Source organism: Streptomyces sp. AgN23 (assembly GCF_001598115.1).
GTDB classification, from domain to species: domain Bacteria; phylum Actinomycetota; class Actinomycetes; order Streptomycetales; family Streptomycetaceae; genus Streptomyces; species Streptomyces antimycoticus.
Window position 1 is genome coordinate 1,245,713 of sequence record NZ_CP007153.1, and the last position, 16,320, is coordinate 1,262,032.

General features: G+C 71.0%; 17 protein-coding genes and 3 pseudogenes. 7 read left to right on the plus strand and 13 right to left on the minus strand.

Features of this window, described 5'->3' with window-relative positions:
• Positions 1-590: 590 nt before the first annotated feature.
• Together AS97_RS05400 and AS97_RS05405 are read right to left on the minus strand one after the other, a co-directional pair.
• Positions 591-1,025: a DUF2267 domain-containing protein gene (locus AS97_RS05400; protein WP_059143885.1), complete on the minus strand. Its 435-nt coding sequence runs from the start codon at positions 1,023-1,025 to the stop codon at positions 591-593.
• A 180-nt stretch (positions 1,026-1,205) separates the two neighbouring features.
• Entirely contained in the window at positions 1,206-1,640 is a 435-nt protein-coding gene (locus AS97_RS05405; RefSeq protein WP_059143886.1) for an Hsp20/alpha crystallin family protein, read from the minus strand.
• A gap of 137 nt (positions 1,641-1,777) precedes the next feature.
• Here AS97_RS05405 and AS97_RS05410 point away from each other — a divergent pair, with 137 nt between their 5' ends.
• Both AS97_RS05410 and AS97_RS05415 read left to right on the plus strand, forming a co-directional pair.
• A complete protein-coding gene (locus AS97_RS05410) occupies positions 1,778-2,455 on the plus strand; it encodes a hypothetical protein (protein ID WP_059143949.1) in 678 nt (225 codons plus the stop codon).
• A gap of 215 nt (positions 2,456-2,670) precedes the next feature.
• Complete coding sequence (locus tag AS97_RS05415) at positions 2,671-2,889, plus strand: hypothetical protein (RefSeq protein WP_059143887.1); 219 nt, start codon at positions 2,671-2,673, stop codon at positions 2,887-2,889.
• Between the two features lie 65 nt (positions 2,890-2,954).
• Here the strand turns inward: AS97_RS05415 and AS97_RS05420 are convergent, their stop codons facing one another.
• Positions 2,955-3,308, minus strand: coding sequence for a VOC family protein (locus AS97_RS05420; RefSeq protein ID WP_059143888.1), 354 nt, complete (start codon positions 3,306-3,308; stop codon positions 2,955-2,957).
• Positions 3,309-3,389: 81 nt separating this feature from the next.
• Positions 3,390-3,953, minus strand: a complete 564-nt coding sequence (locus tag AS97_RS05425) for a dihydrofolate reductase family protein (protein WP_210564429.1) — start codon at positions 3,951-3,953, stop codon at positions 3,390-3,392.
• 587 nt (positions 3,954-4,540) lie between these two features.
• Here AS97_RS05425 and AS97_RS05430 point away from each other — a divergent pair.
• Positions 4,541-5,473 carry a universal stress protein gene (locus AS97_RS05430; protein ID WP_059143890.1) on the plus strand — a complete coding sequence of 311 codons (933 nt, stop codon included), beginning with the start codon at positions 4,541-4,543 and terminating at the stop codon, positions 5,471-5,473.
• Positions 5,474-5,515: 42 nt separating this feature from the next.
• Here the strand turns inward: AS97_RS05430 and AS97_RS05435 are convergent, their stop codons facing one another.
• The 6 genes from AS97_RS05435 to AS97_RS05460 all read right to left on the minus strand — a co-directional run bounded on the left by AS97_RS05435 (position 5,516) and on the right by AS97_RS05460 (position 11,636).
• A complete protein-coding gene (locus tag AS97_RS05435) occupies positions 5,516-6,442 on the minus strand; it encodes a LysR family transcriptional regulator (RefSeq protein ID WP_059143891.1) in 927 nt (308 codons plus the stop codon).
• Between the two features lie 64 nt (positions 6,443-6,506).
• Complete coding sequence (locus AS97_RS05440; protein WP_086708874.1) at positions 6,507-7,874, minus strand: MFS transporter; 1,368 nt, start codon at positions 7,872-7,874, stop codon at positions 6,507-6,509.
• Between the two features lie 85 nt (positions 7,875-7,959).
• A complete protein-coding gene (locus AS97_RS05445; RefSeq protein ID WP_210564430.1) occupies positions 7,960-9,108 on the minus strand; it encodes a M20 family metallopeptidase in 1,149 nt (382 codons plus the stop codon).
• 71 nt (positions 9,109-9,179) lie between these two features.
• Positions 9,180-9,854 carry a DUF1028 domain-containing protein gene (locus AS97_RS05450; RefSeq protein ID WP_059143893.1) on the minus strand — a complete coding sequence of 225 codons (675 nt, stop codon included), beginning with the start codon at positions 9,852-9,854 and terminating at the stop codon, positions 9,180-9,182.
• Positions 9,851-10,330 (minus strand): RidA family protein, encoded by a 480-nt coding sequence (locus AS97_RS05455; RefSeq protein ID WP_210564431.1) that lies wholly within the window; start codon positions 10,328-10,330, stop codon positions 9,851-9,853. The genes AS97_RS05450 and AS97_RS05455 overlap by 4 nt, the downstream gene beginning before the upstream one ends.
• A gap of 10 nt (positions 10,331-10,340) precedes the next feature.
• Positions 10,341-11,636, minus strand: a complete 1,296-nt coding sequence (locus AS97_RS05460) for an NAD(P)/FAD-dependent oxidoreductase (RefSeq protein ID WP_079059339.1) — start codon at positions 11,634-11,636, stop codon at positions 10,341-10,343.
• Positions 11,637-11,871: 235 nt separating this feature from the next.
• Here AS97_RS05460 and AS97_RS48460 point away from each other — a divergent pair.
• Positions 11,872-12,078, plus strand: a pseudogene (locus AS97_RS48460) (helix-turn-helix domain-containing protein); the annotation flags it as partial.
• A 39-nt stretch (positions 12,079-12,117) separates the two neighbouring features.
• Here AS97_RS48460 and AS97_RS05470 read toward each other — a convergent pair.
• Complete coding sequence (locus tag AS97_RS05470; RefSeq protein WP_236669905.1) at positions 12,118-12,807, minus strand: hypothetical protein; 690 nt, start codon at positions 12,805-12,807, stop codon at positions 12,118-12,120.
• A gap of 160 nt (positions 12,808-12,967) precedes the next feature.
• On the opposite strand from AS97_RS05470, the pseudogene AS97_RS05475 reads away from it, so the two are divergent.
• Positions 12,968-13,093: pseudogene (locus tag AS97_RS05475) on the plus strand (LysE family translocator); the annotation flags it as partial.
• 41 nt (positions 13,094-13,134) lie between these two features.
• Positions 13,135-13,275, plus strand: a complete 141-nt coding sequence (locus AS97_RS05480) for a hypothetical protein (protein WP_156107459.1) — start codon at positions 13,135-13,137, stop codon at positions 13,273-13,275.
• A gap of 67 nt (positions 13,276-13,342) precedes the next feature.
• Here the strand turns inward: AS97_RS05480 and AS97_RS05485 are convergent, their stop codons facing one another.
• Positions 13,343-14,404 carry a low specificity L-threonine aldolase gene (locus AS97_RS05485; protein WP_086708871.1) on the minus strand — a complete coding sequence of 354 codons (1,062 nt, stop codon included), beginning with the start codon at positions 14,402-14,404 and terminating at the stop codon, positions 13,343-13,345.
• Between the two features lie 35 nt (positions 14,405-14,439).
• Positions 14,440-15,288, minus strand: coding sequence for a PhzF family phenazine biosynthesis protein (locus tag AS97_RS05490; protein ID WP_059143897.1), 849 nt, complete (start codon positions 15,286-15,288; stop codon positions 14,440-14,442).
• Positions 15,289-15,718: 430 nt separating this feature from the next.
• Between AS97_RS05490 and AS97_RS05495 the strand changes: the two are divergent.
• Positions 15,719-16,183, plus strand: a pseudogene (locus tag AS97_RS05495) (Crp/Fnr family transcriptional regulator); the annotation flags it as partial.
• Positions 16,184-16,320: the final 137 nt, after the last annotated feature.

The window sequence follows — 16,320 nt, forward strand, 5'->3', positions numbered from 1 at the left end:
CCCGAGGCCGGGCAGAGCCTGTCGGATTCTGCGGACGGCAGCCCCGCCCCGTTCCTCGACGTCGCCCCCCGACGCCGGCACGTTCGGGGTCCGCCCTGCTCGTGGACACGTTCCTGCAGGACTGCGCCCCCGAGGTCCAGGCGCAGGCGGCGGACCACCTCGCCCGGCAGAGCGTGCGGGGGACCGGGCAGCCGGTCGGGGGGCTGCCGCATGGCAGCAGGTGCCCTCGACGTACCTCGTCTGCGCCCAGGACCGGGGCACCCCGCCGCGGCTGCAGCGGGAGTTCGCCCGCCGGGCCGGCGGCGTCGTCGAGCTCGACGCCGGCCACCACTCGTTCCTGTCTCAGCCTGAAGCGGTCCGGGACCTCTTTGCTGAGCCTGTGACGGCAGCCGCGGACGAGCCGGGCCGGCGATCCGAGGGCCAGGAGGCCGCCGTCCAGCCCGGGCATCGGCGGCAGCGCCATCCGCACCGCACAGAGGTCCGGATGGCGCTGCTGAAAGGCGCCGGCATCGGCGGAACTCCGCACCACTCGCTGCTCGGCCGAGCGCCCGAAGCGGGCTCCCTCAATACGGTCCCCGTGGAAAGGCGGATCAGGCCGCGCGCGTCAGCTCGATCCGGCCGAACAGGAGGGCATAGCCGGAGGGCAGCTGGGCGAGGATACGGTCCACCAGGCCGTCTCCCGCGAGTTGCGTGACGACCTTGAGGACGGAGCCGGCGTCCCAGCGAGCGGTGGCAGGAGTGCCGCCCACCCGGGTGGCGAGGTCCTTGACGAAGCCCCATCCGGTGAGGGGCTCGGGGGCGGGGATCTGGTCGGCGAGCGCCCGGGCCGCCTCCACGGGCAGCCGGGCGGCGAGGTCGACCCGCTCGTCGCCGGTGAGCTGCCGGCCCAGGCCGGCGAGCACGGCACGGACGACCGTCTCGGCCCGTTCACGGGTGGGGTAGGCCCCTTCGTAGCGGACCTTCTCCAGCATCTGGTCGAACGTCATCTCCGCCGCGGTCGGGGCGTATTCGGACTGGACCGGCATGGCTGGGTCGATTGCCTTTCTCGTCATGCTTGCTTGTCATGATGGTGTGCGCGAGTGATCGCGGAGATCGGGCGGAGGTCGGGCGGAGGCCATGGAGGACGGGGCAGAGGACGGCAAGGGAGCGCCCGCCCTTCCTGGCGTCCTCCGCCCGCGATGGTGAATCCCCATGGCCCCCTGGGGTCAGCCCCTGATCTGCTTGTGCCCGGCGCCCTCGCCGATGGCGATCTTGCGGGGCTTGGCCCGCTCGGCGATGGGGATGCGCAGCGTCAGGACACCGGCTTCGTAGTCTGCCTCGATGCGTTCGGTATCGAGGGTGTCGGCCAGCATCAGCTGGCGGGAGAAGACCCCGAGGGGCCGCTCGGACAGCTCCATCTGCACATCGTCGGCCTTGGTGATCGGCCGCCGCTCCGCCTTGACGGTGAGCATATTCCGCTCGACATCGATATCGATCGCATCGGTCGAGACGCCGGGGAGGTCGAGGGCGATCACATAGTCGTCGCCCTCACGGTAGGCGTCCATCGGCATGGTGGACGGCCTCGACCAAGTGCCGGACGAACCCATGAGCTGCTGGGTGAGCCGGTCAAGCTCGCGGAACGGGTCGGTGCGCATCAACATCGTGAAACACCTCCACTGTGCTTTGTGCCCTTTGGGCGGTACCGCCAATGCGCTGTAACCTGCTTCCGTTGTAGCATGTCATCGGAACGATGACAAATGATTCCGTCGTCGATCCGATGACGAAGGAGGGATACACCATGGCCAGCCCGGAGGAGTCTCACGAACTCGGCCCCCACCCCGCCCCCACGTCGTTCCCTGCCACCTCGGCGGCGCTGGAGGCCATCAACGAGGTCGTGCGCACCGCCACCGCCCCACCAGGCCGAGGCCCGGAGCCACCCCGGACCAGCTCGGAGCAGGCCCTGGCCGCGCTGTTGCTGCTGCGGGAGGTCAGGGACCGGCTCGCCGGGTGGGAGCCGTGGCTGATCGAGACGGCTCGCGAGGCGGGCGCCAGCTGGGCCGAGCTCGCACAGCCCTTGGGCGTGGCGAGCCGCCAGGCGGCCGAGCGTCGTTACCTGCGCGTACGGCCCGGCACCCCCGGCGCCACCGGCGAGCAGCGAGTGCAGGCCACCCGTGACCGCCGCGCCGCCGACCGCACCGTCACCTCATGGGCCCGGGGCAACGCAGCCGATCTGCGTCGGCTCGCCGGGCAAGTCACCGCCCTCACCGATCTGCCCGCCGAGGCCCGCGACCACATCGCCCGGCTGGCGGACGCCCTCGCCCACGACGACGCCGCCCAGCTCGTCGCCCCGCTCACCGAAGCCCATCAGCACCTGACAGCACGTCATATCGACCTCGCGGACCGCGTCGACACCGTGGCCCGCCACGCCGACGAGCTGCGGCAAGCGAGCGGCGACCAGCGGCGCGGCACGGACTGACCCCTCCCCGAGCCGGCCGATGCGCCGTCGGGACCCGCGCCGGAGGCGCTCGGCTACGGGACGACCAGAGGCGCCGTCGCGGCCTTCCAGGAGGAGCGGCTCATCGTCGCTGCCGGGCATCCGCGTCGGCGTCGGCCGCCACTTGGCGCAGTGCGCGCCGCGTCCGTACGGACCTGGCCCGGGCCGGATCGGGGGTGCGGTGCCGGGAGCCATGCGTGTCGTCCTTCTACACCGCCGCCTTCCAGATGATCACGCCCGCGCGGAAGAAGGCCCTGCGAACCGCGACGGTCGACCCGCAGCGCATCCGCCGTGCGCACACCCGACAAGATCGAGAGGCCGGCCGCAGCGGTCAGAGCCTCCGCCACCTTCTCGACAACGACCTCGGCAGCTACGCCCTGGAATACCTCGAGAACGATTGGTACACCACCGACTGAAACGATCGCCGCACGGGCCATCTGGGCATCGGCTTCCCCAGCACGCTGACGGAGCCGGCGCTCAGTTACTGACGCCGCCGGCCGAGGACACAGAACTCGTTGCCTTCGGGGTCTGCCATGACAACCCACGGCTGGTCACCCTGACCAATATCAACACGTTGTGCGCCATGAGCCTCAAGGCGAGCCACCTCGGCGTCCTGATCATCGGGCACAAAGTCGAGATGCAGTCGGCTCTTGGCCTTCTTGGGCTCATCAAGCAGGACGAACTCCAACCCCGGCAGGCGATCCGGCTCCGGGCGGATGGCGAACTCCACGTCGGAGGAGTGGACCACAACCCACCCAAGAGCCTCGGCCCACCACTGCCCCAGGGTCGCCGGATCCGCGGAGTGAACAATTACGTGTCGCCATTCCAAGGTCATCGGCTCAGCGTAGAGCTGACAGGACTTCGACAACAGTCATACGTGTGCCAGCGCTGCTCGAGCTCGGCGGACGCGCGCCGGCTAGCGCGTCACGCGGTAGCGGAGGTAGAGGACTCCGGAGCTGAAGGTGCGGGCCTCCACGAGTTCGAGATCCACCCGGCGCTCGCGCTGGGGAAAGAATGGAATGCCGCCGCCGACCAGCACCGGGTGGACCCTGGCCCGGTACTCGTCGATCAGACCCGACGCGGCCGCCTCGGCGGCGAGAGTCGCGCCGCCGATCGCGATGTCGCCCTCCCCCGGCTCGGCCCGCAACCGCTCGATCTCCTCCGCCACGCCGCCGGAGGCCAGGCGGGCATGGCCGCGCACCGCCGACAGCGTGGTGGAGAACACCACCTTGGGGAGCGGGTTCCAGAGCGCGGCCCACTCGAGCATCGAGTCGTCGAGCGATGGATCCTGGTCGGCGGTCTCCCAGTACAGCATCGTCTCGTACAGCCGTCGTCCCAGCAGGTGGACGCCGACCTCTCGAATCTCGTCGATGGAGGAGCGAAAGACCTCCTCGTCGGGCGCCGTCCAGTCGAAGCCGCCGTCCGGCCCCACGATGTAGCCGTCAAGTGAGACGCCCATCGAATAGGTCACCCTGCGCATAGGAAGTCCTCCTCGGTAAGGGGTTCGACAGTACGACCGCCAAACGCCGCAGAACTCATCGCGGCTCGCGGGATCCTGCCGTTCCGGCGGGTCCCGCGGGGTGTGCTCACCGCGTGAGCGGAGAGGAGATCCGGAGCCGATTACCCATGCGCACCTGAGGAGCCGTGCTTACGGAGCATGCGCGGCCAGGCGGGCGCCGATCGCCGCCGGGCACAGGCCGGCATCCTGTTCGGCACCATCGCCGTCATCGTGCCCCTGGCAGTCTCGTCGTGCCCCTGGCAGTCCATGTGCGCGGCGCTCCGCCTGTGTCGTCGCGGCGTTCCATCACGACCACCTCGGCCGCCCCCGCCGCGAGCGTTCGGTTGCCGATTCTCCGATTCGCAGGGTGGCGTGGGTGCGCGCAGCATGGAAGTGGCCGGCTGCCATCGTCGCGCGAGGGGACAGGCCACGCGCGAGGGGACAGGCCATGCCTGGTCGAGCCCGCTGGAAGCAACGACCGCGCCCGGGCCGAGGCCGTCCGGCCGAGGGGCATGGGCGCCGGGGCTCCGGCGCGATGTGCCGGTCGGAGGAGCCATAGGAGGTCGGCGATGGCGTCGCACGCACACGGAGATGAACCGATCGTGGTCGGCCTCGACCCCGATCCGGGCAGACGCACGGCACTCGGCTGGGGCGCCGACGAGGCGGACCGGCGCCGTCTGCCGCTGCTGCTGGTCCTCGCGCAGAACGTGCCGACCCCCGGGTACCGGCCGGCGGGCGGGCGGCCGTCCTGGGAGGAGTGGAACGAGTCGCTGCACACGACAGGGGATCGCATGCTGAAGGAGGCCGTGGCCTTCGTCGAGTCCCGGCATCCACAGGTGCGGGTATCGGGGCTGCTGGCCGAGGGGCATCCGGCGTGGGTGCTGCGTGAGCAGGCGCGGAACGCCACGGTGGTGGTGATCGGGTCCTGGCGTCTGAGCGCTCTTCAGGAGCTCTTCACCTCCGCCGCCGTCGCCCTGCCGCTCATCGCCCACGCGCCCTGCCCCGTGGTGGTCGTGCCGGAGCCGGACCAGGTGCCCGAGGCGGAACACGTCCCTGGGCGGGAACCCGCCCCCGAGGCGGAGCACGCCCCCGAGCGACAGCCGCATTTCGTGGTCGGGGTCGACGGCAGCCGTCATTCCGCGGCCGCCGTCGACTTCGCCTTCGGCGAGGCCGCCTTGCGCGGCTCGGCCCTGCGCGCCCTGTACGTGTGGCAACCTCCGCGGCTCGGAACCCCCGACGAGGAGGCCGCCGTCCAGGAGTGCCGTCGGCTGCTGTCGGAGACCGTCGCCGGGCGTACCGCCGACCATCCGGAGGTGGAGCTGCGCCAAGAGGTCGTACCGGGCCACCCGGTGCAGGTCCTGACCGAGGCGTCCGAAAACGCCCTCGGCCTGGTCGTGGGCACACGCGGACACGGCGGGTTCACCGGCCTGCTGCTGGGCTCCGTCAGCCAGGGCGTGACGCAGCACGCCCGCTGTCCGGTCATCACCGTCCCGAGCGCCTGACCACGGTCGCGGCCCCGAAGGCCCGGTCCGGTTCGGTGTTCTTCAGGCCCTGGCGAGGCGGGGGGCGATCTCCCGCAGCAGCTCCATCACCACACGGGCGCGGGCGGTCTGGGTCATGCCCTTCACCGAGGCGATCTTGACTTCGAGCGGGGGGCTTCCGTCCCGCAGCTCCAGTTCCGCGATCTCGCCGCCGCCGTAGGTCTGGCCGGTCGCCGGCCGCTGGTTGAGCACGGAGTATCCGAGCCCCCGGGCCACCAGGGAACGTACGGTTTCATAGCTCCGAGTGCGGTAGCGGACATCGGGCGCGGTGCCGGTGGCGGCGACCAGGGAGCGGAAGTAGTCGCGGCTGTGGGGCAGGTCGAGCAGGACGAGGGGTTCCGCGGACAGTTCGGCCAGCTCCACGGAGCCCTGCCGGGCCAGCGGGTGATCGGCCGCGACGATGACATAGGCCGGGGCCCGCGCGATCGTCTCGCTGCGCAGGTCCATCTCGGCCGTCAGACCGAGGTCGTAGGTGAGGGCGAAGTCGATGCGCCCCGCGCCCAGGGCCTGGACGAGCTGGTCCGTCTCCCCCTCCACCACGTCGATCTCGATGCCCGGGTAGCGGTCGGTGCATTCGCTGAACAGGGGCGGCAGATAGTACGGGGCCAGGGTCACGAAGCAGCCGACGGCCACCGGCCCGGAGATCGTCTCGCCGTCTCCCCGGGCCTCCCGCTCGATCTCGCGCGCACGGGCCAGCAACTCCCGCGCATGCTGCTGAAGCCTCTCCCCCGCGGGCGTCAGGGTCAGACCCCGGCCCCTGCGGCGGATGAACAGCTGCACCCGCAGGTCGCGCTCCAGGTTGTGGATGGCCGCGGACACGGCGGACTGCGCGATATGGAGCGCCCCCGACGCCTCCGTCATCGAACCGCGCTCGGCGGCGACGAGGAAGTAACGGAGCTGGAGGAGGGTGAAACCCACCGGTGACGTCATGCGTGACCCTCGCGCCTGGTGATCGGTGTCCGTGCCGATGCCGACCCTATGCGGCCGCCGGACCCTATGCGGGCGGTGCCTGGTGGCGCTCCGCGGGCGTGTCGGAGACATCCTCGGGACGCAGCAGGGCGGAACCGGCGGTCTCCTTGAGGGACAGGGCGGCGATGAGGCCGCCGACGGCGAACACCATCAGGTAGGGGCCGGGCAGCAGGGTGCTGCCGGTCGCGGAGATGAGCACGGTCATCAGGTACGGCACCGTGCCGGCGAACAGGGCCGCGGTGACGTTGTAGGCGATGGACAGGCCGCTCTGGCGGGTGCGGGTGGGGAAGATCTCCGCCGACCACACCGCGTAGGTGCCGAGGATCGCGGCGAGGATCGCGCCGAGCAGCAGACCGGCGATCCAGGTTCCGGCGAGCCCGGTCCGCATGAGGAGGAACGCGGGGGTGGAGAGGACCAGGAGGGCCGCGGTGGCCCCGACGAAGACCGGTTTGCGTCCCACCCGGTCGGACAGCAGCCCGAACACGGGGACCAGCACCAGCCCCAGCAGTGAGATCACCGTGGACAGCAGGGCCGCGCTGCCGGCCGAGTGCCCCAGGTGGTCGGTCTCGTAGGTGACCAGGTACGTCAGCACCATGTAGAAGGGCACATGCATGGCCGCCATCAGGCCCGCGGCCTGGAGCAGGTGCCGCTTGTGGCGGCGGAGCAACTCCCGTACGGGGGTGCGCGGCACGGTGTCGTTGGCTTCGAGCGTCCGGTACTCGGGGGTGTCCTCGATCTTGTTGCGGATGATGAAGCCGATGACGCCGAGCGGCGCGGAGACGAGGAAGGGGACGCGCCAGCCCCAGGCGGTCAGCTGGTCCTCGTCGAGCCCTGTCGACAGCAGCAGATAGACGAACGAACCGGCGAGGAAGCCCAGCAGGGAGCCGACCTCCAGCCAGCTCACCCCGAAACCGCGGCGGCGCCGGGGCGAGCTCTCGGCCAGGAAGCTCGCCGCGCTGCCGAACTCGCCGCCCGCCGCGAATCCCTGGATCAGGCGCAGGATCACCAGGAGCACCGGGGCGGCGACCCCGATCGTCGCGTAGCCGGGCAGCAGGCCGATCGTCAGGGTCGCGCCGGACATCATGAAGATGACCAGCGACAGTGTGCGCTTGCGGCCGATCCGGTCACCGAGCGGTCCGAACACCAGGGCGCCGATGGGCCGGATGCCGAAGGACACGGCGAACACGCCGAATACGGCGAGCAGTCCGGTGGTGCTGTTCTCGTCCGGGAAGAACACGGTCGCGACGGTGCCGGCGAGATAGGCGTAGGCGGCCCAGTCGAACCAGTGCACGAACACGCCGACGGCTCCCGCGGCAACGCTTCTTCGCAGTGCGACGACGTCGGTGGCCACCTCGACCTCGGCCGTGGTGACGTCGGTGTGAGTGGTGGGCATGCGCGCCTCCTTGGGGATGGGTGGAACAAGCCGGAGCTGTGCGGGGCCGCCTCGGTCGGGAGGCCGTGCGGGGGTGCCGCCTCGGTCAGGAGTTCGCGCTCGCGTAGCGGCTCGAACTCCGGTCCACACCGGTCCAGGCCAGCGCCACCGCCCCGTCGAGCAGAGCCCGCTGGGCGTTGCCGCCCACGCAGAACGCGGCGAACTCGTGCTGGTGGTTGGTGGCGGGCAGCGAGCCGATACCGATGTACGGGTGGATGGCGGGCACCGTCTGCGAGACGTTGCCCATGTCGGTGGAGGCGCGGTTCATCCGGGCGGCCTGTCCCGGCGGCGCGAACTCCCGCCCCAGGGAGAGGGCGTTCGCGCGGTAGTGGGCAAGAGCGGTCTCGTCCGTGCGGAACTCCGCGTACGGCTTGCTCTCCGGCTCGATCTCCAGCTCGCACCCGGTCGCGAGGGCGCCCGCCTCGAAGGCCCGCATGACCCGTGGTTCCAGCTCGGCCAGTTCGGCGAGGGTCTCCGCCCTGACGTACCAGCGGCCGGCGGCCCGCTCCGGGATGGCGTTCGGGGCGTCCCCGGCGTGGGTCACCACGCCGTGCACCCGGGCGGAGGCGGGCAGTTGCTGGCGGAGCAGCCCGATCGCGACCTGGGCCACGGTGAAGGCGTCGGCCGCGTTGATCCCGGCCTCGGGATAGGCCGCGGCGTGTGCGGACCTACCGGTGTAGGAGATCTTGGAGTGGCTGACCGCGAACGGACGGGCCTCGGCGACGTCGACCGGTGCCGGGTGCACCATCATCGCGAGGTCCAGCCCGGCGAAGGCGCCCCGGTCGAGCATCTCGATCTTGCCGCCGCCGCCCTCCTCCGCCGGGGTGCCGTAGACCTCGACGGTGAGGCCGGCGTCGTCGGCGACGGCGGCGAGGCCGAGCGCGGCGCCGACCGAGCTGGCCGCGATGAGGTTGTGCCCGCACGCGTGGCCGAGGCCGGGCAGCGCGTCGTACTCGGCGCACAGCGCGATCCGCACGGGCCCGCTGCCGAACCGGGCGTGGAAGGCGGTCTCCAGGCCCAGGTAGGACGTGGTGACGTCGAATCCGGCGCGGTCCAGCGACTCGGGTACAGCGGCCGCCGCCCGGTGTTCCTCCCAGGCCGTCTCCGGGTCGGCGTGCAGCCGCTCGGACAGCCGGATCAGCTCCTCGGCATGCCGGTCGACCTCGCGCCGGGCGGCCTCTTTGAGCGCCCGCATCGTCCCCGTCGTACCCGTCGTACCCGTCGTACCCGTCGTACCCGTCGTACCCGGGGTCCCCATCGTCTCCATCATCGATCGCCCGGGACGCCGTAGGAGGGGGCGGAGGCGGGATCGAGTCCACGGCGCACATAGTCGTCCCGCTGCGGCAGCCAGACGGCGAGGAGTTCGGCAAGCCGGTCGACGGGGTCGTCGGCCCAGTCCACGCGCAGGTCGGTCACCCGCCACTCCACCTCCGCGACGACCGCGAGGCCCGCGGAGTGCACCGGCCCCTCCTCGCCACCGGCCTCGACCGCGGCCTTCAGTGCGGTGACCAGTCGCTCCTCCAGCTCCCCCGAGGCGGCGGAGTACGCGTCGAGGAGGACGCCCGGGATGTGCTCGCCGCACAGCATGTTGCCCGCCGCCACCGCGCCCTCGGCGGTGGCCGAGGCGTGCTTGCCCAGGGTGTGCGCGCCGCTGTAGACGAACCCGGGCCCGGAGCGGCCCAGCACGGTCAGCTGACGGTGGGCGATGGACCTCGCGTTCCGCGCCGCGCCGGTGACACCGGCCAGGGCGCGTTCCGCGTCGCCGTGGTCCGCCAGTTCCGCCAGCAGGCTCGTGCCGAGCGTGGGGTCGGTGACGTTCTGCGACGCCGCCGCTCCGACCCCGGGCCGCAGATGGGCGACCCGGGCGGCCACCGCCGGACTGGACGAGCTGACCACGACGCCGAACCGCTCGCCGTCGCGGACCACCAGGGAGAACGTCATGCCCGCTCCTCCCCGGGGATCACGGCGACGGCGTCGATCTCGCACAGCCACTCCGGACGGGCCAGGGCCGACACCACCAGGCCGGTGGAGATCGGGTGGACGCCGTTGGTCCAGCGGCCCACGGTGCGGTACACCGCCTCGCGGTAACGCGGGTCGATCAGATAGATGGTCAGCTTGACCAGGTGCTCCATCCGGCTGCCCGCCTCTTCGAGCAGCATCTTGATGTTCGCCATGGCCTGTTCGGCCTGCGCCTCGGCGTCGCCGATGCCCACCGACTCGCTGGTGTCGAGGTCCTGGCCGATCTGGCCCCGGACGTACACGGTGTCGCCGGCGACGACGGCCTGGCAGAGGTCGTTGTCGAGGTTCTGCTCGGGATAGGTGTCGCGGGTGTTGAACGGACGGATCCGGGTGTGCCCGCCGGCAACGACCGGGGCCTTGACGGCGTTCGCCCGGCGGCCCTCGTTCGTGGAGGTCATCAGCTGCTCCTCAGTTCTTCCAGGCCACCGGCGCGGCGCCGGGCCGGTCGGGGGTGCCGTACGCGAGATAGCCCCGCTGGGTCGTGATGTGATCGGCGACGTATCCGGCGTCGTGCCACACGCCCCAGATGAAGCTCGATCCGCGGCGGGACAGCCAGGGCAGGCCCAGGAAGTACACGCCGGGTTCGGAGGACACACCGCGTCGCTGGTTCGGCCGGCCGTTCTCGTCGAACGCGTCGACCTCGAGCCAGCTGTAGTCGGTGGCGAAGCCCGTCGCCCAGACGATCGAGGTGACACCGGCCGCGGCCAGGTCGAGCTCCAGCCGGGGGTCGGCCACGCCTGCCGGGTCCGGCCCGAGGACGTGGGCTTGTGGCTCTTCGGGAAGGTCGAGCCCATTGCGTTCGACGTACTCATCGGCCGCCCGGAGGAGTTCGAGGTACTTCGCGTCGCCGAGCGCGATATTCGTGGCGAGATCCGGCGCGAAGCGCAGCACACCGTCGTCGTAGGACGCGGTCAGACCGACGAGCTCGACGCCGTCGGCGGCCAGCGCACGGAAGTCCACGGTGTGGCCGCCGCGGGCGCCGCTCACCGCGATGGTGACGTGTTCGGCACCCTGGGGAGGCGTCTCCGCGTCCCAGCGCCCGAGCACACCGAGCCACCAGCAGAAATCGCGTTCGCGGTACTGGCGGGCGGGACGGTCGTGCGGACCGACGGAGAGAAAGACCCGGCGGCCGGAGCGGCGCAGCTCATCGGCGATCTGGACGCCCGAGGAGCCGGCCCCGACCACGAGGACCGCGCCCTCGGGGAGCTGCTCCGGGTTGCGGTACCCGCTGGAGTGAATCTGCACGGGGACGGCGCCGTCCGGGACGATGGGCGGGATCACGGGCCGCTGGAACGGCCCGGTCGCGGCCACGACGAAGCGCGTGTCGATGGGGCCCCGCGAGGTCTCGACCCGGAAACCGGGCCGACCGGTCCGCCTGCGCACCGAGGTCACCTCGACACCGCACCGGATCGGGGCACCTATCTTCTCGGCGTAGGTGACGAAGTAGTCGGCGATCTGTTCCTTCGAGGCGAAGGCGTCGGGGTGGACGTCGGGGTCGACATCGGAGAACTCCAGCCCCGGGAACCGGTCGTGCCACGCGGGCCCGTTCGCCACCAGGGAATCCCACCGCTCCGAGCGCCATCGCTCGGCGATACGGTGCCGCTCCAGGACGATATGCGGCACACCGTGGGCTCCCAGGTGCTCGCTCATCGCCACGCCTGCCTGGCCCGCGCCGACGACGACTACCTCAGTCTCTTCACTCAACGTTCAGCCTCCACTCAGGCGGTAGCGCATCCCGGTGTCGCGTCGACTGTGCTGTGGGTGCTACCGCACGAGGGATCCTTGGGCATGGCCGTAGTGCTGTCCAACAGATGTTTCCGCTGAAGGCGATCTGATTTACAGATGCGGCTGCGACTGGCGGCTGCGTGCGTGCGCAGGGCGAGGGCCGGCCTGGAGAGGGGAAGCCTCTTCGGAGTCGGCGAGTTCAGCGATCACGGCCATCGGCGTCAGCAACCGCACACTGCAACGCTCCGTCCAGCGCACCATGGGGACCTCCCCCATCCGCTTCGTCCAGGACCTCAGGGTCCAGCAGGCCTCCCACGTGCCGCGCACCACCGATCTGCCCCTGGAAACCACCGCCCGGAGAGTCGGCTACGAGCACCCCGACACGCTGCGCGTGCTCCTTCGCGAACGCGCCGGCAAGACCACGATCGCCCTGCGGGGCGCCTGCCCCGCGATCACCTGGCTACGAGCCGGGTGGCAGGAGTCCGCGGGCCAGGGTGAAGGCAGCCGTGGCGGTGGACAGGAGGGCGTTGATCCTTCCGAGGATGCGAGCCGTCCTGTCGGGATCCCGCGCGTCGACGGCCGCGGCCAGGTCGTCGGCGTACTCCCGTGCCCTTACCGCCTCATCGGACGTCGCGGTGTCCGCGTCCGTACGCAGGGCGTCGATCAGTTGCTGATGGGGGATGTCAGGCGCGTTCGTCCGGTTGCCGTAGCCGCCGTGGACCACCGAATGATGGCTGTTGACGTTCGCCACGACGAAGCCGCCCGGTCCAGTGGAGATGTGCACCCCTTCGCCTCCCGTCCAGATGAACTTGCCCTCGTACTCGGTCCAGCCCTTGTACGTCACGCTGTAACTGCCGAACCGCCAACCCTCCACATCGATCAGCTTGTGCTTGAGCGGCTCGGCCAGGACGCGCATGGCGTCCGCCCGATTCCATCCTCGCTGGGCGAAGTAGTCGGTCATCATCACGCGCCGGCCGGGGTTCGCCGCCCGTCGGCAGATCTCGCGGAACGCCTGCCCCTGATACGTCTCCAGCTGGCCCGGGGCGACCGACGGCTCCGGCAGCCGCCGCCGATGCACGATTCCGCGGATCCATACGAACAGGGCGTAGATCAGCCAGCAGAGCAAGGCGATCACAACTAGCAACTCCACGCTCGTCACCCTCCCCCGTCGACCCCAAGCCAACCCATTTTAGGACCAGTTGGTGCGCCGTGGCACTGTCCTGGCGTGTCCCGTCCCGTCCTGCCCTGCCCTGCAACGGGCTTCGGGGACAAGCGGCTACTGGGGCAGGGGGCGGTCGTGGACGACGGACCTGCTGCTGGTGTTCACTTCCGGCGCGGACTGGGCCTATGCGACCGCGGCCGGGCTGCGGGACCGTTCGGTCGTCCCGGCGGTCGCCGGGCTGACAGCCGGATACGCGGGGTACACGCTGCTCGCCGACGGCTTCTGGACCGCCCGCCCGAGGTGCTCGCCGCCGAGTTGATCGACATCACGCTCGGCAGCGGCGCCGTCATTCTGCGCGACGGACGCCTCCAGGCCGCCGCGGAGCCCACCCCCGTCCCGGCGGAAGCGCTCCGGGTGCCGTACCCCCGGGCGTGGCCGCCGACGCGACCGCGCTGACTCGCGGCCGGCTCGGCGGTGGTACACGCGGCCCCGCCTCCGGCCCGGCCCGGCCCGGCCCGGCCCGTCAGCGTGTGTGGCGGCGGACCGCGTCGAGGAGCTGGTCGATGTCGTCGGCGCTGTGGGTGAAGGAGGTGACGAAGCGGACCGTCCCCGGCTCCCAGCGGTCGTGGTGGAAGACGTAGCCCTCCGCGAGGAGTCCCTCGGTGACGTGCTGGGGCAGGCGGCAGAAGAGGATATTGGCCTGGGGGGTGGCCAGAAGAGCGATGTCGGGGATGGCCTTGAGACCGTCGCCGAGCCGGGTGGCCATCGCGTTGGCTCGGCGGGCGTTGTGCAACCAGAGGTCGTCGGTGAGGTAGGCGTCGATCTGGGCGGCGTGGAAGCGCATCTTGGAGGCGAGCTGGCCGGCGCGCTTGGCGCGGAAGCCGAGCTCGGTGGCGAGTTCGGGGTCGAAGGAGACGATGGCGTCGGCAGTCATCGCACCGTTCTTGGTGGCGCCGAAGGACAGCACGTCGATGCCGGCCTTCCAGGTCATCTCGGCCGGGGTGGTGCCGAGGTGGTCCAGCGCGTTGGCGAAGCGCGCGCCGTCCATGTGGACGCGCAGCCCGGCATCCTTGGCGATGGCGCACAGGCGGCGGATCTCCGCCACGGTGTAGACGCTGCCGAGCTCGGTGGCCTGGCTGATGCTCACCGCGGACGGCTGCACACTGTGCACGTCACCGGCCTTGCGGCGCACCGCCGCATGCAGCGCGTCGGGGTCGATCACGCTGTTGTCGCCGGGAACGCCGACGAGCTTGGCACCGGCGGTGAAGAACTCGGGTGCGCCGCATTCGTCGTGGTGGATGTGGCTGTCGGGGTGGGCCAGCACACTGCCCCACGGCGGGGTGAGGGCGGCCAGGCTCAGACCGTTGGCGGCGGACCCGGTGGAGACCATGAAGACATCGACGTCCCGCTCGAAGATCTCGCTCAGCCTGCGGCGGGCGCTGACGGTGAAGGGGTCGTTGCCGTACGGCAGGACCTGCCCGGCAGCCGCTTCGGCGACGGCCTGGACTATCTCCGGGGATGCTCCGGCCATGTTGTCGCTGATGAAGGCACGGCTGGCGGGGGTGGTGGCGATGATGGCGCTCATGAGTGGGTTTTCCTCGGTGTCAGGTTCCGAACGGGTCAGAGGGTGATGGTGCCGCGGATATAGCTGGTGGCGGCGCCGCCGACCCAGACGGTGCCGTCCTCGTCGACGATGACCTCGATGGTCCCGGCCCGGCCCAGGCGGGCGCCCTGGGAGACCCGGTAGGCGGACGGCACCGCACCGGTGGCGGTGAGCCACTGCCCCACGGAGGCGTTCATGCTGCCGCATACGGGATCCTCGGCCACGCCGACGCCGGGCGCGAAGGTGCGCATCTCGAAGTCGTGCTCGGATCCCTCGGGGTGGGCACCGATCGCGCCGATCATCGCGTCCGGGATGAGGGACAGGTCGGGTTCGAGGGCGAGCACCTCCTCGGCCGTGGCTAGCCGGACCACGGCCCAGCCGGGTCCGTTGTCGACCCACTGGTGCCCGATGACACGATCCCGCTTGATACCGAACGCGGCGACGATCCGGTTCAGGTACGCGTCGTCGAGCCCGCCGTCGCGGACAAGCGGCGGGGCGGCGAACGACAAGATGCCTTCACCGCGGCGCACGGTGACCAGACCGGCGCCGCACTCCTGCACGACGCGGTCCGCGTGCCGTGGCGCGCCCCCGTTGTCCAGCCACGCGCGCGCGGAGCCGAGCGTGGGATGCCCGGCGAACGGCAGCTCACCTCCAGGGGTGAGGATCCGCAGCCGGTAGTCCGCCTCCGGCGTGGTCGGGGGCAGGACGAACGTGGTCTCGGACAGATTCGTCCAGCGCGCCAGGCGCTGCATCTCCTCGTCGGCGATATCCGCCCCATCGAGGACGACGGCGACCGGGTTGCCGAGGCAGGGGGTCGTGGAGAACACGTCGACCTGCATGAACGAGCGTGCGCGTGGCGTGGTCATCAAGAGCCTCTCACAATGGCGGAAGCGGTCTTCGGGCGTCCCGTGCGTCCATGGAAGCTCCATCCCAGCGGCTGCCGGCCCGGTGGGAAACAGCCAGTCACGACCGGGTGGACTGATTGCCGGGGCTGGGAGAAGGCGGGGGCAGGATCCCGCACGATGGCGTCGCGTCCCGTCCGACACGCGCATGCCCGCCTCGACACCCACGTGCCGTGATCGCGTCCGAACACCGTCGGCGACCGGGGCAAACCCCGGGCGGGGCACGATCATCTTATCGAGTTAACGCCAGCGGCTCTCCGAGGCCGAATGGGCGCACCGGCCACTACTGTTCCCCGGGTCTGGACGGATTCCCGGAGGTTTGCCCCCTCCTTTCCTCTTTGCCGGTGACCCGCACGCACGCCAGCCATCGCCCTCACGAAGGAGAGTTCACCCGATGACTGTTGGTACCAGCTCGGAAGCACCTCTGGAGCCGCCTCGGCAGTCCAGCCTGAGCACGGCGACCGCCCGCAACCTCGCCACCACGACCAAGTCCGCCCCGCAGATGCAGGGGATCACCTCGCGCTGGCTGCTGCGGACGCTCCCCTGGGTGGAGGTCAAGGGCGGCACCTACCGGGTGAACCGCCGGCTGAGCTACACCGTCGGCGAGCGGCGCATCGAGTTCGTCCAGGACGGCGCCGACGTCCGGGTGATCCCCCGCGAGCTCGGCGAACTGGCCCTGCTGCGCGGCTTCGAGGACGTGGAGGTGCTGACCGCCATCGCCGACCGGTGCGTCCAGCACGACTTCCGTGCGGGCGAAACGCTGGTGGAGCGCGGTAGACCTGCCGAGGAGTTCCATCTGATCGCCCACGGCCGCATCAGCCAGACCTCCGTCGGCCCGTACGGCGACGAGACCGCCGTCGACTACTCCGCCGCCATCCTGGTGCCGGATGCGCTCGGCGTGTTGGAGAACGTGCAGATCGCCCGCAGCCGCGACTAGAGGTCCTGCCCTGCCCCGCGGCTACGAGAGCCCGGCGCTCCCGGCCGGCCGGGCATGCC

Coding starts and splice junctions, on each gene's coding strand:
- AS97_RS05400 (WP_059143885.1), bottom strand. CDS start 1,025: ATGCCGGTCCAGTCCGAATACGCCCCGACCGCGGCGGAGATGACGTTC.
- AS97_RS05405 (WP_059143886.1), bottom strand. CDS start 1,640: ATGTTGATGCGCACCGACCCGTTCCGCGAGCTTGACCGGCTCACCCAG.
- AS97_RS05410 (WP_059143949.1), top strand. CDS start 1,778: ATGGCCAGCCCGGAGGAGTCTCACGAACTCGGCCCCCACCCCGCCCCC.
- AS97_RS05420 (WP_059143888.1), bottom strand. CDS start 3,308: ATGACCTTGGAATGGCGACACGTAATTGTTCACTCCGCGGATCCGGCG.
- AS97_RS05425 (WP_210564429.1), bottom strand. CDS start 3,953: ATGCGCAGGGTGACCTATTCGATGGGCGTCTCACTTGACGGCTACATC.
- AS97_RS05430 (WP_059143890.1), top strand. CDS start 4,541: ATGGCGTCGCACGCACACGGAGATGAACCGATCGTGGTCGGCCTCGAC.
- AS97_RS05435 (WP_059143891.1), bottom strand. CDS start 6,442: ATGACGTCACCGGTGGGTTTCACCCTCCTCCAGCTCCGTTACTTCCTC.
- AS97_RS05440 (WP_086708874.1), bottom strand. CDS start 7,874: ATGCCCACCACTCACACCGACGTCACCACGGCCGAGGTCGAGGTGGCC.
- AS97_RS05445 (WP_210564430.1), bottom strand. CDS start 9,108: ATGCGGGCGCTCAAAGAGGCCGCCCGGCGCGAGGTCGACCGGCATGCC.
- AS97_RS05450 (WP_059143893.1), bottom strand. CDS start 9,854: ATGACGTTCTCCCTGGTGGTCCGCGACGGCGAGCGGTTCGGCGTCGTG.
- AS97_RS05455 (WP_210564431.1), bottom strand. CDS start 10,330: ATGACCTCCACGAACGAGGGCCGCCGGGCGAACGCCGTCAAGGCCCCG.
- AS97_RS05485 (WP_086708871.1), bottom strand. CDS start 14,404: ATGAGCGCCATCATCGCCACCACCCCCGCCAGCCGTGCCTTCATCAGC.
- AS97_RS05490 (WP_059143897.1), bottom strand. CDS start 15,288: ATGACCACGCCACGCGCACGCTCGTTCATGCAGGTCGACGTGTTCTCC.